The sequence below is a fragment of the Halogranum rubrum genome, assembly GCF_900114455.1.
Lineage (GTDB): Archaea > Halobacteriota > Halobacteria > Halobacteriales > Haloferacaceae > Halogranum > Halogranum rubrum.
Window position 1 is genome coordinate 69,239 of the sequence record NZ_FOTC01000007.1, and the last position, 16,724, is coordinate 85,962.

Here is a 16,724-nt window from a genome sequence, read left to right on the forward strand (position 1 = left end):
CTGAGGAAGCCAACAGAGGCTTACTTCGGTCGAGCGACCACACCGAGATGGTCGTCGTGGAACCGGTCGAGTCGAGTCGTCTCCAGAATCTCGAACGCCTCCGCGAGTTCGTCGACGACGTCGTCGAACACGTCGCTCGGGTCGGCGGTTACGTCCTCGCTGCGGGCCTTGATGGCCGCGAGCAGTCGGCCGTCGTCCCGGAGGAACTGTGCGTTGCGAGCGGCGACGCGGGCCTGCCCGCGGGTGGCGACGTCTTGGACGAGAACGTCGACGTCGGCTTCGACGACGTGGGCGTACGTCTCGGGTTTCCGTGCGTCCTTCAGCAGCGGAAAGAGGTTGTCTCGGTCCTCGGCGACGCCGACGAGGTCACGGACGGGTCGAGGCGCAAACTCGACGGCGTAGGTCGGTCCGGCGAAGTCGGCGACGTGCGAGACGGTGGTTCCGCTCGCGGCGCCGAGATAGAGTACCGTCTCGTCGCCGACGAGACCAGTGTCCATCCCGAGTTCGAGCATCGCGCCGAGCTTCGACCGCCCTGCGTCCCAGACACGCCAGTCGCCGTCAGTCGGTTCGCCGTAGACCGGTAGTCCCTGCGTGGCGAGACGTTCGCGCTCGTCGAAGGTTCGGCGTTCGACACCCGACGGAAGCGATTGGTCGCGGTCGCTCACTCGTCGTCACCTCCGTCTTCGTCGCCCTCGTCGGCGCGTGCACGAATCGTCTCGATGCGCTCGCGCAAGTCGTCGTGGAGTTCCTGCTTGAACTCGTCGCCGTAGTGGTCGACTCGGGCGGCGAGCGTCAGTTTCCCGGCGAAGGCGCGAGCGGCGGAGCCACGGTCCTCGGAGCGAGTGCCGCGGACGTACTCGTGGGTGAAGATGACGCCGTGTTTCGGCGACGTCGCTCGACCGGCGAGGTGAGCGAACAGGGCGTCTTCGGCACCGAGAACTTGGACGGTGCCGCTCGGTTTCTTCGCCAGCGCGTCGAGACCACCCGCCAGCGACATGAGGCGGGCGGCGAGCACCGGCCCGGCCATCTCCGCGAGGTTCGGCGCGACGTCGGGGGCGCGTCGTTCGATGAACTCCCGGAGGTCGTCGGCCTCGTCTGCGAGGTCGGCGACGCGCCCGGCGAAGGAGACGACGGGCTGTTCTGCTGGTGTCTCCGCCTCTCTTCCGGCCAACTCGCGGGCGTAGCCCACGCCGGACCCGGCGTCGTCGAACAGCGTCCCGGCCCACTCGGCGAGTCGCTCGGCGAGTTCGTTGGCGGTGCGTTCGGCGTCGTCCATCGCTCTCACGGCGTGGACGAGTTGTTTGTCGTCGGCGCGTTCGCGCTCGGCGGCGGCCGTGCGAGCGGCGGCGAGCGTCGCGGCGCGGAGTTTCTGATAGTACTCCTCTTCGGTGGCGGCGAACCCGCTCTCGACGGCCTGCGCTGGCCAGTCGGCCGGAGCGTCGGCGCGCCCCTCGCGGATGTGCGCCACCGCCTCGTCCGTGTCGTCGGGCCCGTCGGATTCGTCGGAGGTGACCCCGGCGAACCACGCGTCGGTTGTCATGCGTAGGGCTTTCCCGCCCCCCGGATTAAACGTGCCTCGTTCGACTCCTCACGGGTACGGCATATCCGGTAACCGAAGCGACAGGTGCGCCGGCGCGAACCGCAAGGACATGCGGGGCGTTCACAAGGGTATTAATTCCGTTGAACTCACTAAGGAGGAGGCTTATCCCGCCCGAGACCGGACGACGAGTGATGACTCACTATGGGTCACAGTCCCCGCAGACGACCCTCGCCCCAGACCGGAAAGGGGTCTTGTTCTGTCCGTCGTGTGAACACACCAGCCCGTTCGACGGCGATTGGCGGGTTCGCGAGACGTGCGGTGGACTCACCTACCGTTGTCCTGTCTGCCACGAACTGGTTCAGCGGCGGCCCGTGTTCGACTCGACGCCGAGACCCACACCTGCGACGGCACAGGCGACACCGTTCGGCCCGTCGCCGAAGGCCGTCCAGAACTGGGCACGCGTCTGGTCCTCGTGGACGACGGCGTGGGTCCAGTTCGTCAGACAGAGCCAGCGCTGAGAACAGGCCACGACACCACGAGAGTGGAGCGAACGCTGTCACCACCGCAACACATTTGTGAGCGAACGAAAGCAGTTGTGCTATGAGTGACCACGAACCAAGCGACCGTTCCGGTAATGCAGTCGAGTCCAGCAAGTCCGACGAATCCGACGATTCCGGCGACTTCGGCGGCTTCGGCGGCCGATACGTTCCCGAGGTGATGGAAGAACCGCTCGACCAGTTGACCGAGGCGTTCGAGACAATCGTCCAGACGCCGGAGTTCCACGCCGAGTTCCGCGAGATTCTCGAACAGTACGCCGGACGGCCGACACCGCTCTACTACGCCGCGAACCTCTCGGAAGAGTACGGCGCGGACATCTTTCTCAAGCGCGAGGACCTGTTGCACGGCGGCGCACACAAGATGAACAACGCCGTCGGGCAAGCCCTGCTGGCGAAGAAAGCCGGGAAAGAGCGCCTCATCGCCGAAACTGGCGCGGGCCAACACGGGACGGCGACGGCGATGGTCGGCGCGCTGTTCGACCTCGACACCGAGATTTACATGGGGAAGAAAGATGCGAACCGCCAGCGGATGAACGTCTTTCGGATGCGGCTGATGGGCGCGGAGGTCAACGAGGTCACCCGCGGTGGGAAGGGCCTCGCGGACGCCGTCGACGCCGCCCTCGAAGACTTCGCCCACAACGTCGAAGACACCCACTACCTCGTCGGGTCCGCCGTCGGCCCGGACCCGTTCCCGTGGATGGTCCGAGAGTTCCAATCCGTCATCGGCGAGGAAGCCAGAAAGCAGATTCGAGAGCAGACTGGCTCGCTCCCGGACGCCGCCGTCGCCTGCGTCGGCGGCGGGTCGAACGCCATCGGCCTCTTCCACGCCTTCCGCGACGACGATGTCGCCTTCTACGGCGGCGAAGGTGGCGGCGAGGGCGCAGACTCCAAGCGCCACGCCGCTCCCCTCACCAAAGGACGAGACGACGTCATCCACGGGATGCGTACGAGGGTCATCGACGACGACGTAGAGGTCCACTCCGTCTCCGCCGGACTCGACTACCCCGGCGTCGGCCCGGAGCACGCGATGTTTCGCGCTATCGGCCGGTGTGAGTACCGCGGCATCACCGACGACGAGGCGCTGGAAGCGTTCCGGACGCTCAGCGAGACAGAGGGCATCATCCCCGCCCTGGAGTCGAGCCACGGGCTCGCGCTGGCGAAGCAGTTGGCCGAAGAGGGCGAACACGAGACTATCGTGGTGAACCTCTCCGGTCGTGGCGACAAAGACATGGAGCAGGCCGCAGAGCTGTTTTTCCTCCAGTCGGAGTGAGAAGACGAAACGGCGCGCGGCTTTCCAGCCTACGTGTCTCCGCGAGGGAATCGAGCGGAGACCAGCAAGAGCCTCTGGCTCTTGCGTCGCCGGAAGCCGCCTGTGCGAGGGAGGTGCTGGCTCTCGTGCCAGCACCGAGAGTCCCGCGAGCACCGCGAACGGGACGACGGAAGACGAACTCTTCCGGAATGGGGGAGGACTGAGGCTGTCGCGGGCGGGGCTTTCGAAGTGCTCTCAGTTCTATCTCTTCTCGAAACCCAGACGAGCATTATTGCGTTTTCACCACGAACAGTCAACTGATGAACAGAGCCGACAACGAAGCGTCGCTCCTCTTCGAAGGCCCCGACAGGAAGTGGGGGGTTGCCAGATTCTACAAAGATGCCACCTCCGAGACGAGGGTCGGAATCGACGAACTCGGCTGGAACGACGGATTCTGGCAGTTCCCGTCTCGGGCACTCTCGCAGGGGGACCGTATGGTAGCATCGGAGGCAGAGACAGTCACTGTGCCAGACCACCGAGTCTACCACGCCTCCTCTACCCGGACAGCACCCGAGTTCACCGTTCCCGAAGAGCAACCGCTCGACATCAGCATCACCTACGAACGGTTCGAAGGAGAGACAACCCTCAGTAACGACGAACTGTGGCTCGTAGAACCGCTGGAATACGACTCAGAGCGAGATTACTGGACGGTGGTTGCGGTCTACGCACTCCATCGTGACGACGGGGACCCGCTCGTATCGACGATTCAAATCCCCAACCACCGCGTCTACCACGTCGACGGTCACGAGTTCTGACGGTTCTCGGCCGACGACGACCTACCCAAACTTCTCGAACGGCTGTTCACAGCCGTTACAGTAGTGCATCGACCGGCAGAGACCCGGTCCTTTCGGGTGTTCCCGCACCGTCTCCGTCGAGCCACAGTAGGGACACTCCGCACCCTCCGTCTCGCCGCTGGTCGAAATCGACGGGTCGAACGAGCGTCTCATAGTTACACACTCAGGCCGAACTCACGCAAATGTTCTTTGCCCTGTTCAGTGACCATGTTGACGTTCCACGGCGGGTTGTAGCGGAGGTTCACCTCGGCGTCGTCGATACCCGAGGCGGTCATCGCCGCACACCGGACGTCGTTGAGAATCATGTCCCGCGCGGGGCACCCGGTGTAGGTCAGCGTCATCTCGACGATAGCCTTCGACCCGTCCACCTCGACGTTGTAGATGAGCCCCAAGTCGACGACGCTGACGGGCATCTCCGGGTCCTGTACCTCGTACAGCGCCTCCCAAATCTCGGCTTCGACGCCCGTCGCGCCCTCGCCGGTCTTCGGGAACTCCTCAGGAGCCTCACCCGGCGTGTAATCGGTGTAGGCGCAGGCGTCGGAACCGAGCGGCGCACCGGAGTCCATGCTCATCCCTCACCCCGGAGCCGAATCGGCTCTTCGAGTTCGAGTTCGTTGTAGGTGTGCGTGAAGTCCTCGTAGAGGTCGAACCACGCGTCGGTGTGGCTGGCGTCGCGGCCGGTCTCCTCGGGTAACGCCACCTCGTCCGGTTCGGGCACCGTCAGGTCGAGCGATTCGAGGAACGGCACGACGATTTCGAGCCACTCCTCGCGAAGGTCGTCGAGGTTCTCGGTTCGCAGACCGAGTTCGACGATGGCGTCCTCGTTCGGCCCGGCGGCGAACAGCGTCAGCGCGTACGGGAACAAGCGGTCGACGGCGGCCTGGACCTTCTCGTGGTGTTCACCACCCGTGAGCCGTTCGAGCCAACTCTGGGCGTGCTCGCGGTGGTAGCGCTCTTCGGCGAGCACCTTCGCAACGCGGTCGGCGATAGGTGGGTACGACGAGTCGACGAGCGCCTCCATCCGGAGATTCTCGGCGGTGTCGTAGAGGTAGCTCCGGAGGATGGCGTCCGCCCAATCGCCCTCCTCGAAGGGCTGTTCGACGAGCGTCGAGTGCGTCCACGTCGCCGGGTCGCGCTCCCAGATACACTCCTGCTCGCTGTAACCCATGTCCTGCAACAGGTCGTACCAGAGGCGTGCATGGCCGAACTCGTCCTGTGCGATGTTCGAGAGTGCGAGGTCGGATTCGAGCGTCGGCGCGAATATCTGCCACTCGATGTAGCGCTCGGCGGCGACGTACTCGTCGTCGGCCATCCGAAAGAGCAGTTCCTCGACTGCGTCCCGTTCGTCGGGGGTCAGGGAGTGGGGGCCGTCGAGGCTCACGAGTCAGCCTCCTCTTTCTTGGCCGCTTCGCGTTTCTTCGCGGCGGCGCGCTGTTCGGCTTCGGACTCGACGACTTCCTGGATGCCGCTGGCGTCGACGCGGTTGTACGTCATCGCCCAGCGGTACGCTTTGTCGGTCGTGCCGCCGAACGAGGTGTCTTCGTCGTCGACTTCGGAAATCTCGTCCTGCGGAGCGACCCAGATACTGTGCGTCTGCATCCGCCGACCGTGTTGAATCTGCGCGAACAGTTTGGCCATCTCGCGGTCCGGTGCGTGGACGTTCCCCACGTGTCGGTGGTAGCCGCCCGGTTTCTCTTGTCTGAAGACTTCCCAAATCATGGTTCTAAGTTAGTCGGCCGCCTGTGGGGCGGTTCCCGAGTGTGCGGTCTCGTAGCTGTCCATCTGTTCGCGGACCCACTCGACCGCCTCCTGGCGGTCGGCGCGGGAACCAATCTGCTCGTAGCTGCCGTCGTAGTCGTTCTTCGCGATGGTCCAGAACTGGTCCCAGTCGAGGTCCTCCTCGACGACTTCGTAGCGGCCCTCGTCCTCGTGATAGATAATCTCCGGCGTGTCCGGAATCTCCAGGCCGTAGCGTTCGGCCTTCGGGATGTACGTGTTGAGGAACGCCTGTCGGAGTTCGTCGTTGCTCTTGGTCTTGAGGCCGACTTCGGCCGCGAACCCGTGGTGGGTACTCTGGGAGTTGACGGGGCCGAAGAACTGGATGACGCGGGGCCACCACTCTTCGAACGCTTCCTGCGTGCGCTCTTGGTTGGCCTTCGAGGACGTCATCAGTTCGCGGAGCATGTCCTCGCCGTGTTTGACGTGGAACCCCTCCTCGAAACAGACCTTGTCCATCGCGTGCGCGTAGGGTTCCCACGACGTGCTCTTCAGCGTCGCCTGCCGCCGCATGGCCGCGCCGTCGACGAAGAAACCGATCATCGGCACTTCGTACCACGTCTTCATTGGGTAGTGGAAGCAGTTGAGGAACTTCCCCTTCCCCTCGGCCAACTCGTCGAGCATCTCGTCGCGGGTCTTCACGCCCAGCGATTCGGCGGCGCGGTAGAGCAACTGCGCGTGGCCGATTTCGTCCTGCACCTTCGCGGAGAACGCGAGCTTTCGGTCCAAACTCGGCGCTTGCCGAATGAACGGCTTTTCGAGGTAGCCACCCATCACCTCGGAGTTCGCGTGGAACTGGATCATCCGCGTCGCCGCCTCGCGGTACTCCTGTGGCATGTCGTCTTTGGGGCTGAACTGGCGCGGGCCAGCACGCTCCTTGACGGTGTCGAGGTCCATGTACGATAATTATAAATCCGACCACATACGAATTGGCCCGTCTATAGACTGGATTTATATATTCTGACAGCCTCCAGACGCTCGTGAGTGACCGATGATAGACGAGTGTCTCGTCGTGGAGTTCCGCGTCACCGGCGACGACTGCCCGCTCGCGGAGGCGTCGGCGGCGGCCGGGTTGACCATCGAGTGCCAACCACCACAACTTCGTGACGACGGGAACGCGCTCCTGCGGTTCGGTGCGCCCGCGAGCGACGAACTCGCGTCGGTGCTCGATTCGGATAATCGGATTCGCTACCTCCATCGCTCATCCGGGAGCGAGCGAACCGCCCGCGACGAGTATCGATGTCTCTCGAAACAGCCCTGTGTCGTCCACGAGTTGACCGACGCCGGGTTCATGGCCGAGTCGCTCACGTACCGCAACGGCGAGGAGCGATACACCGGTGCCGTCGTCGGCAACGACGTCCTCCGCGGCGTCCTCGAAGCCGCAGGTGCGACAGTCGGCGTCACCCTCGAACGGGTCTACCCACTGGGTCCAGAGGGAGAGACGTCGACGACGGGTCGGTGGGACGTCACACCGGCGCAGGAAGACGCGATTCGGACGGCGCTCTCGATGGGCTACTTCTCGGTGCCGCGAGAGGCGACGGCGAGCGAGGTTGCCAGCGAGTTAGGAATCAGCAAGTCGGCGTTTCTGGAACGGTTGCGACGCGGACAGTCGGGTCTCATGACGCAAGTGTTCGGCTAACGACGAGTGTGAGTTTACAACAGAAGTGTCGCTTCGGCGGTAAGTGGTCCGCTGACGCGTGGCGGCGCGTCAGCGTTCGCCACGAAACCACACGGGTCACGTCTTGCCTGAGACGGAACTCGCCGCTTCGTCCGGCGAACTGGATGTCGACGAGCAACTCAGTTGAGACCCGGGTGAAAGAAAACGGTTTCCTTTCTCTAGATTTCGTCTGACATCTGACCGACAGGGGCGACTTTACAACCACCCCCGACGATGCCCTTGCATGCGCATCTCTGACGAGGACGGCGTTCGACAGGTGACGTTCGACCGACCGGAAGCGATGAACGCGATGACGACGGACATCGCCGCGGACCTCGCCGACGCCTTCGAATCGCTCGACGCCGACGAACACGACGCCTGTATCGTCACGGGAGAGGGGAAAGCGTTCTCCGCCGGCGGCGACATCCAGATGATGGCTGACCGCGACTGGAACGCCCAAGAGTCCTACGAGGTGATGACGACGACGTTCGGCCGCGTCGCCGAGGCAGCCATCGAGTCACCGGTACCCATCGTCGCGAAGGTCAACGGCGACGCCGTCGGCGCCGGGATGGCCGTCGTGCTCGTCTCGGACTTCGCCATCACCGTCGACTCCGCGCGCTTCGGCGCGGGGTTCGTCAAAGTCGGCCTCGTGCCCGACACCGGGGGTACGTTCCTCATGCCGCAACTCTTGGGTCTCCGGACGGCGAAAGACCTCGCCATCACGGGGCGTCTTGTCGACGCCGCGGAGGCGGCCGAGATGGGAATCGTGAACCGAACGGTGAGCGCCGAAGAACTCGACGGCGCCGTCGCCGAACTCGTCGAGACGCTGAAGAAGCGACCGACTCAGACCATCGGTCTCATCAAAGAGGGCATCCACGGCAACGCCGGACGCGGGTGGGAAGACGCCCTCGACCGCGAAGCGATGCTGCAGGCGCGTGCCTACGACACACCCGAACACGAGGAGGGCGTGAGCGCCTTCTTGGAGAAACGTGAGCCGGAGTTCTGAGAGCTAGAGTAGGTGGCCTTCGAAGACGGGGACGACGCGCCCGCCGACGCGGACGTCGACGTCGCCGTTTTCCTTCGTCGCTCGCAGGTGAAGCCGCGACGGTCGGCCCATCTCGTAGCCCTGTTCGACCTGTACGTCGATGTCGCGTGAGCCGAAGTACTCGTGTTCGACGAGGTACGCGGCGAGACAACCGTTCGACGACCCTGTTGCCGGGTCTTCGGGCACGCCTGCGGAGTCGGAGAACACGCGGACGTGCAGGTCGGTATCGTCGACCGCCTCGGTCGTGAATACGAGGATGTTTACGTTGCCGTAGGGGTCGACGATGTCTCTCTCGTACGGGCCGTGATTCGTCGACGCGCGTTCGGCGGCGTCGAGCGAGTCGAGTGGAACGACGAGCGTCGGCAGACCGGTCGAGACGAACTGGATGGGGAAATCTTCGTCGACGTCTCTCGCGTCGAGTCCGAGCACGCGAGCGGCGGTTTCGTGGTCGAGTTCGTCTTCGAACGTCGGCGGAATCTGACGCATCCAGTACTGTTCGTCGACTGCGTCCTCCTCGACCCACACCGGAATCTGCCCGACGCCGAGGTTGAGCGTCAGTTCGTCCGGTCGGTCCTCACAGACGAACTCTCGAATCACGGCCGCCGTACCGAGCGTCGGGTGACCCGCGAACGGAATCTCCTCGGCGGGGTCGAAGATCCGAACGTCGTAGCCGCCGTCACGTGGCTCTACTGACTCGATGAACGTCGCCTCCGAGAAGTTGGTCTCGCGGATAATCGCTTGCATCTCCTCGGTCGAGAGGTCGGCGGCGTCGTGGACGACGGCGAGTTGGTTACCCGCGTACTTCTCCTCGGCGAACACGTCGACGACGTGCATTCGGTTTCGGTGACTACTCATCGTCACTCACAACCCGAAGAACGTCTCCGCGTTCTCCCAGAGAATCTTTCGCTCGACCTCGTCGGAGAAGTCGGTGTACTCCTCGAACTGGTCGAGCCACTTCTCGGGGCGAATCATCGGGTAGTCCGTCCCGAACATCACCTTGTCCTTCAAGACCGTTCCGGCGTAGTGGAGCACTTGCTCGTCGATATATTTGGGAAGCCACCCCGAGAGGTCCATGTAGACGTTCCCTTTCTGCTGGCAGATGGCGAGTTGCTGTTTCTCCCACGGGAAGGCGGGATGGGCGATGAGTATCTGGAGGTCCGGATGCTCGGCGGCGACGTCGTCGATGAGCATCGGATTTCCGTACTTGATCTTCAATCCCCGGCCGCCCGGACTGCCCGCGCCGAGCGTCGAGTTGCCGCCGTGGAAGACGACGGGGACGCCGAGGTCCTCGATAGTGCTCCAGAGTTCGTCGTGTTCGGGAGCACTTGGGTCGAACCCTTGGGCAATCTGTTGGAACTTGAACCCCGAGAGGTCGAGGTCCTCGACGCAGCGTTGGGCCTCCTCGATACAGTCGTCTTTCAGCGGGTCGATGCCTCCGAACCCGATGAGGAAATCCGAGTAGTCGTCGCGGACTTCGGCGACGTAGTCGTTCGGAACCGGTGGGTTACCAGTGTTGGTCTCGGCGTCCCACCCGAGCATGACCGCACGCCCGATACCGGCGTCGTGGTACTCTTCGAGCATCGCGTCGTAGTCCCACGTGTAGATGTCGGTGCCGAACTTCTTCGCGGCGTCTTGCATCATCTCACCGCCCGCGTCCCTCAGGAACTCCGCGGTCGGTTGATGGGCGTGAGTGTCGATGGCGCGAGGTTCGTCCTCGGCTTCGAGGATGGGTATTCGTGGCATACGACCGGAAAGGGTTGGTGACGAGAAAAACGTATGCAGCGGCTTCGAGTACAGTGCTCGCGGGTGAGTTCTACAGGTCTGAGAGGCCGGCGGCGACGGCGTCGATCAGCAGGTTGCGCGTGTCGGGATAGAGGTCCTCGCCGATGTCGTCCTGATGCAGTGTGATGAACACCGCCGCGCGGATGACGCTCGCGACGACTGTCGGGTCCGTGTCGCCGATTTTTCCCTGCTCCTGCCAGCGTTCGACGTACGGGAGAATCTGTGCCAGTTCGTCCTCTCGCTCCGCTCGCTTCTCGGCTTCGGTACCGCGGGCGACGTACTCGTGTGCCGTCCCGTCGACGAGCACGTGTCGCAACAGCGGATTCGACTCGATTTCGTCGAGGAGGAGTCGCAAGAACTGACGAATCGCCTCCTCGGGGTCGTCCGTCGACTCGAAGGAGTTCGCCATGATGGGGCCGACTATCTCCTCGCTCTCGCGCTCTAGAATCTCCGCGTACAACTCCTCCTTGGAGTCGAAGAACTGGTAGAACGTGCTCGGCGCGATACCGACTGGCTCGGTGAGTTCGGCGATAGTCGTCTTCTTCAAGCCGTACTGGGTGAACAGCTCCTGACCCGTCTCTACCAAGCCATCTCGAATCCGGTCGCGTTCGTCGTCGGTGAACCCTCTCACACACCACTCATGAATCGGTGAACGCTTAATTTTTCGCTATTCATTCGCCGTGTTCGGTCGCCACAGACGCTCTACCAACCGAAAATGAAAATACGATATATTCATAGGTTCGCACACCGAGAGAGAACGTATGAGTCAGACGGACCACGTCGACACGTCCCCCGTCGACGCTGACACCGAGGCGAGAACGTCCCACGCCGACCCAGCGATTCGCGTCGACGGGTTGACCTACACGTATCCCGGTAGCGACGAACCCGCGGTGCGAGACATCAGCTTCGACGTCGCGGAGGGCGAGATATTCGGCTTCCTCGGGCCGAGTGGTGCCGGAAAGAGTACGACACAGAAGATTCTCGTCGGCCTCCTCGACGGGTACGAAGGGTCTGTGACAGTGTTTGGAACCGAAGTCGCCGACCACGGCGGCGACTACTACGAGCGCATCGGCATCTCGGCGGAGGCACCGAACCACTACCTCAAACTGACGGGACACGAGAACCTCGCGCTCTTCGCCTCGCTCTACGGTGGCGAGACTCGTGACCCGAAGGAACTGCTCGCGCTCGTCGGCCTCTCGGACGCCGCCGACCAACCGGTAAGAGCGTACTCGAAAGGGATGCGGATGCGACTGAACCTCGCGCGGTCGCTCCTGAACGACCCCGACCTACTGTTTCTCGACGAACCGACGAACGGGTTGGACCCGGGGAACGCCCGGAACGTGAAGGACATCGTCCGCGAGTTGCGCGACGCGGGGACGACGGTGTTCGTCACCACCCACGACATGAGCGTCGCCGACCAACTCTGTGACCGCGTGGCGTTCATGATAGACGGCGAGTTGCCCGTCGTCGACACGCCGAAGGCGTTGAAAGTGCGCCACGGACGCCGACGGGTTCGTGTCGAAGTTCGCCGAAACGGAGCGGTCGAGACGGCAGAGTTCGCGTTAGACGGTCTCGCAGACGACGCCGCGTTCGACGACCTGCTGGCCTCCGGAACCGTCGAGACGATTCACACCGAGGAGGCGACGCTGGAAGACGTCTTCTTGCGTGTCACCGGCGAGGAACTACGATGACGGCGACGAGTCGTCTCTCGTCAATGCTCCGCTGGGACGTCCAGTTGCAGATACGGTACGGCTTCTACGCGGTCTACGCCGTCCTCGTCGCTATCTACGTTCTCGGTCTGTGGCAACTCAGCCCCGAACTCACGCCGACGGCGCTGACGCTCGTCGTCTTCGGCGACCCGGCGTTCCTCGGGTTCTACTTCATCGCCGCCCTCGTCCTCTTCGAGAAGCGCGAGGGCGTCCTCGAAGCGTTCACAACCTCGCCGCTCCGCGGCGACGAGTATCTGCTCTCGAAAGCACTCTCACTCACGTTCTTGGCCGTCGTCGCCAGTCTGGCCATCGTCCTCCTCACCGTTGGCATCGAGTTCGCACTCGCACCGTTCCTCGCGGGTGTCGTGCTCACCTCGTTGCTCTTCGTCTTCGTCGGCTTCGTCGCCGTCGCTCGCTTCGACACGCTCAACGCCTACTTCATGACGTCGCTCGTCTACCTGTTCCCCACGGGACTGCCGTTTCTGGACTACTTCGGACTGGTCGAGAGTCCGCTGTTCTACCTGATTCCGACACAGGCCTCGCTCGTTCTCATCGGTGCGGCGTTCGAGCCAGTACCGACGTGGCAACTGGCGTACGGTGTCGGCTACCTCAGTGTCACGACTGTCGTCGCCGCCGCGTTCGCCCGACGAGCGTTCCAGCGTCACATCGTCCGTGGGCAGTCCAGTGCTACGTCGCGGACGGCCGTCCCGCGCAGTTCGACGGTGGGCGCTGGCCGAGAGTTCGGCCCCGTCGCGACGCTCGCACTCGCAGACCTGAAAAACTGGTTCCGCGACCCGCTTCTGGCGTTCATCGCCACCGTTCCGCTGCTCTACGCCGTCGTCGGACGCTTCCTCACGCCGTCTCTGGCGACGCTCCTCGGACCCACGTTCGACATCGTCCCCTACTACCCGCTCGTCGTCGCGATGTTTCTGTTCATCTCGCCGGTGGTTCTCGGCTTCGTCACCGGGTTCTTGATGCTCGAAGAGCGCGAGCAGAACGTCTTTGCGGCCCTCTGGACGACGCCGCTGTCCGGACGTGGCTACCTCCTCTATCGCGGCATCTCGGTGACGGCCGTCTCGTTCCTCCTGATGCTCGTCGTCGCCCCGCTCGTCGGCCTCGTGTCTGTTCCGCTCACGCTTCTCGTCTCCGTCTCGCTCGTCGGGTCGCTGTGGGCGTTCGGGTCGGCGCTCCTGCTCGCGACGTTCGCCAGTAACTCGGTCGAAGGCATCGCGGTGAGCAAGTTCATGGGAGTGACGGTGATGGTGCCGCTCGTCGCCATCGCCGTCGTCTCGACGCCGTGGGTCTATCTCGCGGGCGTTCTCCCACCGTTCTGGCCGCTCCGAGCGTTCGTTCTCGGTCTCGGTGGCGCATCGGCGACGACAGTCGCGCTCCACCTCGTGGTAGGAGTCGTGGCTCACGCCGTCGTCGTCGGTGCGTTCGTGCGAAAGATTCGGCCGTAGCGAGAGTAGACTATTCGTCGGCCGCGCGGGTCTTGACGAGGAACTTCATGTCGCCTTCGAGGACGACAGTCCCGTCTTGTTTCGTCGTCGTGCAGTCGATGACGACGAGTCCGGCGTCGTCACGGCTACTCAACTCTTTCTGCTCGGTGACGACCATCTCCTGTGTGATGGTGTCGCCGACGAAGACGGGGGCCGGGAGGTCCATGTAGTTCATCCCGAGGAAGGCGATGGCCGTGCGCTCGACGATGCCAGAGCGGTAGACGAACCCCGTCGCCTGCACGAACGTCATCGGGCCGTGGGCGATGCGCTGGCCGAACTGCGTGTCCTCGGCGTACTCCTTGTTCGTGTGGAGTTCGGTCCAGTCACCCGAGAGCGCAGAGTGCATGACGAAATCCGCTTCGGTGACGGTCCGACCGACGCTCTCGAACTCCGTCCCGACGGTGAAATCTTCGAAGTAGTGTGGCTCGTAACTGTAGGCCATGTCCTCCCTTCCCGTAACGATGGTAAAAAATTATGTCCTTTGTAGAGGTCACACAGTGGCGGTAACATTTAACACACGTCGTGCCAAACACCGGCACGATGTTAGAACGGCGCCCGTTCATGTGTCAAGAGTGTAACACCCGCGTGAGCTCGATGGCCTATCGGTCGTGTTGCCCCGACTGCGGTGGGGGACTCAAACCGACGCGGGCGAACGGCTGAACGAATCTCCGACGCCTCGGCAGTCTCTCCAGAGCGTAGCGTGTTCGAGTCTTCCGAGTCGTGAGAGGCGCCTGAGAGCTTCGAGAGCGTCCAGAGAGTGCGAGAAGTCGACGGGTTCGAGAAGGTAGGCGAGGTAGGCGAGTCCGGAGTGGTCTTATCGACGTGGTTCCTACGGCGAGACAGAGCGATGAGTGACGAACGAGGAGACGACGTCGGCGGTCCAGACCCGAGCGTGATTCGGTCGGTCGCCGTGACGGTCGACGACGTGGTGGCGGCCGTCGAGGCGGCCGAACGGGGACGGCCTCGACTCGTCCTCCGTATCACCCCGCCGTTCTACGGCCGGATGCGTGCCCGAATCCACCGCGAGGGTGGCGAGGGCGACTACGGTGACTACGAGGGAAACGTCGACGCCGACCCGATTCACCTCGCACCCGAGCGGTTTCTCGCTGCCGACGCTCCACCCTATCCCGACGTCGACGAGGTCGAAGACCGACTCCGCGAACGCGGCGAGTACGACGTCGAGACGCACCGGTCAGCGTACACGGAGGCCGTCGAATCGTGGCGAACTGCCGTCCGCGATGCGTTCGTCGACAGCGTCACTGTCGACACGGAGGCAGGGCCACACGAGATACTGGTGAAGCGACTCGGGTAGATGGAGAGCGATAGCGACTGCTCGTCGGGGTGAAAAACGTGAAAAGTCCGTCTAGTGCCGATGCTACAGGGTCCGGCCTTACAGCCGCTGAAGGTTCGTTGCGCGCGGGCCCTTGTCGGCCTGCTCGATATCGAACTCGACTTCCTGCCCTTCTTCGAGGTCTGGGCCGCCGACGTCTTCCATGTGGAAGAACACGTCCTCGTCTGCGTCCTCAGTCTCGATGAATCCGTATCCGCCTGTGTCGTTGAAGAAAGCGACAGTACCTTTTGCCATTCGCAATTACTCCACCACCTACTCTATCAGAAGAACCTATATACCTGTGGGTTCGGTTCGAAACACCAGAACGACCCGGAACGTTATACATCGGGGGTCGTACTCACCGCTATGACGTCGTGGAGAGGAGGCGGAAAGCGAGCCAGCGCCGGTGTCGGTATCGGCGTGTTACTCGGTGTCGCCGCCCTCCTCGTCGGTATCCACGCGTTTCTCCCCGCATCGCTACAGACTCGACTCGCGTTCGACCACGACGGACCGACGTTGCTCTCGCTTCTCACGGCCGCCTACGTTCACGTCGACGACGCCCACCTCTTCGGGAACCTCGTCGGCTACGTCGTCGTCGCGTCGGTCACCTACCTCCTCTGCCGCCAACTCGACCGCGAACGGTGGTTCTGGCTGACGACGGCACTCCTCCTCGTCGCGCTGCCGGTGCTCGTGAACCTCGCGAACTACCTCGCACTGGCGACGTGGTTCCCGTGGATGGAGCCAGTCAACCGAGGGTTCTCGGGGGTCGTCGCCGGCTTCGGCGGCTTTCTGCTCGTCACCGTCGTCGTCCTCGTCGCAGACGACTACGGACGCCCCGTCGCGGTGTACGTCACCGAAGCGACGCTCCTCTTCTTGCTCGCGGAGGTGACGCTCATCTACACGGGGACGCTCTCGCTGCTCGCTGCTGGTGTCGCCGTACTCGGCCTCACGACGGCGGTGATGGGCATCCGTCTCGAACGACGTCGCGGAACCGTGCCGACAGAGCGCTCGCGGCGGCAGGTGACCGTCGACGCGTTGTTCGTCGCCTCGCTCGTCGCACTCGTCGCCGTGCTCGTCTACGGGTTGTTCCCGACGACGCTCGTCGTCGACGGGCGCTTGACGAACGTGTTCGCCCACGGCGTCGGCTTCCTGTTCGGGGCGGCGCTCGCGACGGGGACTGCACTCCTCGAACGCGTGTGAGTCGGCGTCGGGTCTCTCACGAGTCTCTCCTGGCAGGCGAGCGTCGAACGGCTTTTGAGGAGACGACTGTTGGTGTCGTATATGGACAGTTACCGACGTGGGAAACAGGTCGAGCGAAACCGAACCCGGCCACGGGTCCGGTCGCTGTACCGGAACATCCTTCCCGTCATCTGGGTTATCGGGGCCGTCCTCGCCTTCCTCGTCCTCCCGTTCGGGTGGGACGCCACGTTCGCCGTCGTACTCGTCATGCACATCTTCTTCGCTGGCCTCGTCTACGCCGACATCAAGGGCCTCCGCCGGCAGGGACTCGACTGGGGGTTCACCCGTCACCTCTGGTTCGCTGCGGCGTTCACACTCCCTTTCGTCGCCCTGGCGTACTACCTCTACAGTGGACGGCGCATCGAGCGCGAGAACGAGCGTCGGAACCTGCGTGAGAAGCCGTCGGAGTCGGCCGAGTCACCCGAGTCGACCGACCCGAGTGATTCGGGCGAGACCACGGGGACCACCGAGTCGGCCGACTGACCAC

The 16,724-nt window shown here is 63.6% G+C and carries 21 protein-coding genes and 1 pseudogene; 10 read left to right on the forward strand and 12 right to left on the reverse strand.

The annotated features are described in order from the left end of the window. Positions 1 to 20: 20 nt before the first annotated feature. On the reverse strand, positions 21 to 665 hold the full coding sequence (locus tag BM083_RS19430; protein WP_089871791.1) for a fibrillarin-like rRNA/tRNA 2'-O-methyltransferase: 645 nt from the start codon (positions 663 to 665) through the stop codon (positions 21 to 23). Continuing rightward, a complete protein-coding gene (locus BM083_RS19435; protein WP_245756952.1) occupies positions 662 to 1,540 on the reverse strand; it encodes an NOP5/NOP56 family protein in 879 nt (292 codons plus the stop codon). The genes BM083_RS19430 and BM083_RS19435 overlap by 4 nt, the downstream gene beginning before the upstream one ends. 191 nt (positions 1,541 to 1,731) lie before the next feature. Between BM083_RS19435 and BM083_RS19440 the strand changes: the two genes are divergently transcribed. The 3 genes from BM083_RS19440 to BM083_RS19450 all read left to right on the forward strand — a co-directional run bounded on the left by BM083_RS19440 (position 1,732) and on the right by BM083_RS19450 (position 4,161). Next, positions 1,732 to 2,058, forward strand: coding sequence for a DUF8106 domain-containing protein (locus BM083_RS19440; RefSeq protein WP_089871792.1), 327 nt, complete (start codon positions 1,732 to 1,734; stop codon positions 2,056 to 2,058). An 82-nt stretch (positions 2,059 to 2,140) separates the two neighbouring features. Next, positions 2,141 to 3,367, forward strand: a complete 1,227-nt coding sequence (trpB, locus tag BM083_RS19445) for a tryptophan synthase subunit beta (protein ID WP_089871795.1) — start codon at positions 2,141 to 2,143, stop codon at positions 3,365 to 3,367. A 299-nt stretch (positions 3,368 to 3,666) separates the two neighbouring features. After that, positions 3,667 to 4,161, forward strand: coding sequence for a hypothetical protein (locus BM083_RS19450; protein WP_089871797.1), 495 nt, complete (start codon positions 3,667 to 3,669; stop codon positions 4,159 to 4,161). A 21-nt stretch (positions 4,162 to 4,182) separates the two neighbouring features. Here BM083_RS19450 and paaE read toward each other — a convergent pair whose 3' ends face one another. From paaE to paaA, 5 genes are read right to left on the reverse strand one after another with little or no spacing between them, the layout of a single operon-like run. Continuing rightward, the gene (paaE, locus tag BM083_RS23530; RefSeq protein ID WP_009365447.1) at positions 4,183 to 4,353 is read right to left on the reverse strand and encodes a 1,2-phenylacetyl-CoA epoxidase subunit PaaE; all 171 of its coding nucleotides are present in this window, start codon (positions 4,351 to 4,353) and stop codon (positions 4,183 to 4,185) included. Positions 4,354 to 4,355: 2 nt separating this feature from the next. Beyond that, complete coding sequence (gene paaD, locus BM083_RS19455) at positions 4,356 to 4,766, reverse strand: 1,2-phenylacetyl-CoA epoxidase subunit PaaD (protein ID WP_177197711.1); 411 nt, start codon at positions 4,764 to 4,766, stop codon at positions 4,356 to 4,358. Between the two features lie 2 nt (positions 4,767 to 4,768). Then, the gene (gene paaC, locus BM083_RS19460; protein WP_089871801.1) at positions 4,769 to 5,581 is read right to left on the reverse strand and encodes a 1,2-phenylacetyl-CoA epoxidase subunit PaaC; all 813 of its coding nucleotides are present in this window, start codon (positions 5,579 to 5,581) and stop codon (positions 4,769 to 4,771) included. Then, complete coding sequence (paaB, locus tag BM083_RS19465) at positions 5,578 to 5,919, reverse strand: 1,2-phenylacetyl-CoA epoxidase subunit PaaB (RefSeq protein WP_089871803.1); 342 nt, start codon at positions 5,917 to 5,919, stop codon at positions 5,578 to 5,580. Before paaB ends, paaC begins: the two co-directional genes overlap by 4 nt. Before the next feature lie 9 nt (positions 5,920 to 5,928). Continuing rightward, complete coding sequence (gene paaA / locus BM083_RS19470; RefSeq protein ID WP_009365443.1) at positions 5,929 to 6,873, reverse strand: 1,2-phenylacetyl-CoA epoxidase subunit PaaA; 945 nt, start codon at positions 6,871 to 6,873, stop codon at positions 5,929 to 5,931. Between the two features lie 94 nt (positions 6,874 to 6,967). Between paaA and BM083_RS19475 the strand changes: the two genes are divergently transcribed. Together BM083_RS19475 and BM083_RS19480 are read left to right on the forward strand one after the other, a co-directional pair. Next, positions 6,968 to 7,615: a helix-turn-helix domain-containing protein gene (locus tag BM083_RS19475; protein ID WP_089871805.1), complete on the forward strand. Its 648-nt coding sequence runs from the start codon at positions 6,968 to 6,970 to the stop codon at positions 7,613 to 7,615. Between the two features lie 262 nt (positions 7,616 to 7,877). After that, positions 7,878 to 8,639, forward strand: coding sequence for an enoyl-CoA hydratase/isomerase family protein (locus tag BM083_RS19480; protein WP_089871807.1), 762 nt, complete (start codon positions 7,878 to 7,880; stop codon positions 8,637 to 8,639). A gap of 3 nt (positions 8,640 to 8,642) precedes the next feature. Here the strand turns inward: BM083_RS19480 and BM083_RS19485 are convergent, their stop codons facing one another. The 3 genes from BM083_RS19485 to BM083_RS19495 form a co-directional block, all read right to left on the reverse strand. Continuing rightward, positions 8,643 to 9,533 (reverse strand): PhzF family phenazine biosynthesis protein, encoded by an 891-nt coding sequence (locus BM083_RS19485; protein WP_089871969.1) that lies wholly within the window; start codon positions 9,531 to 9,533, stop codon positions 8,643 to 8,645. A gap of 6 nt (positions 9,534 to 9,539) precedes the next feature. Next, positions 9,540 to 10,421, reverse strand: a complete 882-nt coding sequence (locus tag BM083_RS19490; RefSeq protein WP_089871809.1) for an amidohydrolase family protein — start codon at positions 10,419 to 10,421, stop codon at positions 9,540 to 9,542. Positions 10,422 to 10,491: 70 nt separating this feature from the next. After that, the gene (locus BM083_RS19495) at positions 10,492 to 11,091 is read right to left on the reverse strand and encodes a TetR/AcrR family transcriptional regulator (protein ID WP_177197712.1); all 600 of its coding nucleotides are present in this window, start codon (positions 11,089 to 11,091) and stop codon (positions 10,492 to 10,494) included. Between the two features lie 130 nt (positions 11,092 to 11,221). Here BM083_RS19495 and BM083_RS19500 point away from each other — a divergent pair, with 130 nt between their 5' ends. Both BM083_RS19500 and BM083_RS19505 read left to right on the forward strand, forming a co-directional pair. Further along, positions 11,222 to 12,151 (forward strand): ABC transporter ATP-binding protein, encoded by a 930-nt coding sequence (locus BM083_RS19500; RefSeq protein ID WP_089871811.1) that lies wholly within the window; start codon positions 11,222 to 11,224, stop codon positions 12,149 to 12,151. Further along, complete coding sequence (locus tag BM083_RS19505) at positions 12,148 to 13,629, forward strand: fluoroquinolone export ABC transporter permease subunit (protein WP_089871813.1); 1,482 nt, start codon at positions 12,148 to 12,150, stop codon at positions 13,627 to 13,629. The genes BM083_RS19500 and BM083_RS19505 overlap by 4 nt, the downstream gene beginning before the upstream one ends. Positions 13,630 to 13,639: 10 nt before the next feature. Here BM083_RS19505 and BM083_RS19510 read toward each other — a convergent pair whose 3' ends face one another. Then, positions 13,640 to 14,110, reverse strand: coding sequence for a MaoC/PaaZ C-terminal domain-containing protein (locus BM083_RS19510; protein WP_009365434.1), 471 nt, complete (start codon positions 14,108 to 14,110; stop codon positions 13,640 to 13,642). Between the two features lie 405 nt (positions 14,111 to 14,515). On the opposite strand from BM083_RS19510, the gene BM083_RS19515 reads away from it, so the two are divergent. Continuing rightward, positions 14,516 to 14,980, forward strand: a complete 465-nt coding sequence (locus BM083_RS19515; RefSeq protein ID WP_089871973.1) for a DUF8009 family protein — start codon at positions 14,516 to 14,518, stop codon at positions 14,978 to 14,980. A gap of 78 nt (positions 14,981 to 15,058) precedes the next feature. Here BM083_RS19515 and BM083_RS19520 read toward each other — a convergent pair whose 3' ends face one another. Further along, positions 15,059 to 15,253: a cold-shock protein gene (locus BM083_RS19520; RefSeq protein WP_009365432.1), complete on the reverse strand. Its 195-nt coding sequence runs from the start codon at positions 15,251 to 15,253 to the stop codon at positions 15,059 to 15,061. Positions 15,254 to 15,364: 111 nt separating this feature from the next. On the opposite strand from BM083_RS19520, the gene BM083_RS19525 reads away from it, so the two are divergent. Beyond that, complete coding sequence (locus BM083_RS19525; RefSeq protein ID WP_089871815.1) at positions 15,365 to 16,198, forward strand: hypothetical protein; 834 nt, start codon at positions 15,365 to 15,367, stop codon at positions 16,196 to 16,198. An 81-nt stretch (positions 16,199 to 16,279) separates the two neighbouring features. Beyond that, positions 16,280 to 16,627 (forward strand): annotated as a pseudogene (locus tag BM083_RS19530) (hypothetical protein); the annotation flags it as partial. Positions 16,628 to 16,724 lie beyond the last annotated feature (97 nt).

What these genes read in the sequence shown, in the direction of transcription:
- BM083_RS19435 (WP_245756952.1), bottom strand. Translation starts at nt 1,540, where the DNA reads ATGACAACCGACGCGTGGTTCGCCGGGGTCACCTCCGACGAATCCGAC.
- BM083_RS19440 (WP_089871792.1), top strand. Translation starts at nt 1,732, where the DNA reads ATGACTCACTATGGGTCACAGTCCCCGCAGACGACCCTCGCCCCAGAC.
- trpB (WP_089871795.1), top strand. Translation starts at nt 2,141, where the DNA reads ATGAGTGACCACGAACCAAGCGACCGTTCCGGTAATGCAGTCGAGTCC.
- BM083_RS19450 (WP_089871797.1), top strand. Translation starts at nt 3,667, where the DNA reads ATGAACAGAGCCGACAACGAAGCGTCGCTCCTCTTCGAAGGCCCCGAC.
- paaE (WP_009365447.1), bottom strand. Translation starts at nt 4,353, where the DNA reads ATGAGACGCTCGTTCGACCCGTCGATTTCGACCAGCGGCGAGACGGAG.
- paaD (WP_177197711.1), bottom strand. Translation starts at nt 4,766, where the DNA reads ATGGACTCCGGTGCGCCGCTCGGTTCCGACGCCTGCGCCTACACCGAT.
- paaB (WP_089871803.1), bottom strand. Translation starts at nt 5,919, where the DNA reads ATGATTTGGGAAGTCTTCAGACAAGAGAAACCGGGCGGCTACCACCGA.
- paaA (WP_009365443.1), bottom strand. Translation starts at nt 6,873, where the DNA reads ATGGACCTCGACACCGTCAAGGAGCGTGCTGGCCCGCGCCAGTTCAGC.
- BM083_RS19475 (WP_089871805.1), top strand. Translation starts at nt 6,968, where the DNA reads ATGATAGACGAGTGTCTCGTCGTGGAGTTCCGCGTCACCGGCGACGAC.
- BM083_RS19480 (WP_089871807.1), top strand. Translation starts at nt 7,878, where the DNA reads ATGCGCATCTCTGACGAGGACGGCGTTCGACAGGTGACGTTCGACCGA.
- BM083_RS19485 (WP_089871969.1), bottom strand. Translation starts at nt 9,533, where the DNA reads ATGAGTAGTCACCGAAACCGAATGCACGTCGTCGACGTGTTCGCCGAG.
- BM083_RS19490 (WP_089871809.1), bottom strand. Translation starts at nt 10,421, where the DNA reads ATGCCACGAATACCCATCCTCGAAGCCGAGGACGAACCTCGCGCCATC.
- BM083_RS19500 (WP_089871811.1), top strand. Translation starts at nt 11,222, where the DNA reads ATGAGTCAGACGGACCACGTCGACACGTCCCCCGTCGACGCTGACACC.
- BM083_RS19505 (WP_089871813.1), top strand. Translation starts at nt 12,148, where the DNA reads ATGACGGCGACGAGTCGTCTCTCGTCAATGCTCCGCTGGGACGTCCAG.
- BM083_RS19510 (WP_009365434.1), bottom strand. Translation starts at nt 14,110, where the DNA reads ATGGCCTACAGTTACGAGCCACACTACTTCGAAGATTTCACCGTCGGG.
- BM083_RS19515 (WP_089871973.1), top strand. Translation starts at nt 14,516, where the DNA reads ATGAGTGACGAACGAGGAGACGACGTCGGCGGTCCAGACCCGAGCGTG.
- BM083_RS19520 (WP_009365432.1), bottom strand. Translation starts at nt 15,253, where the DNA reads ATGGCAAAAGGTACTGTCGCTTTCTTCAACGACACAGGCGGATACGGA.
- BM083_RS19525 (WP_089871815.1), top strand. Translation starts at nt 15,365, where the DNA reads ATGACGTCGTGGAGAGGAGGCGGAAAGCGAGCCAGCGCCGGTGTCGGT.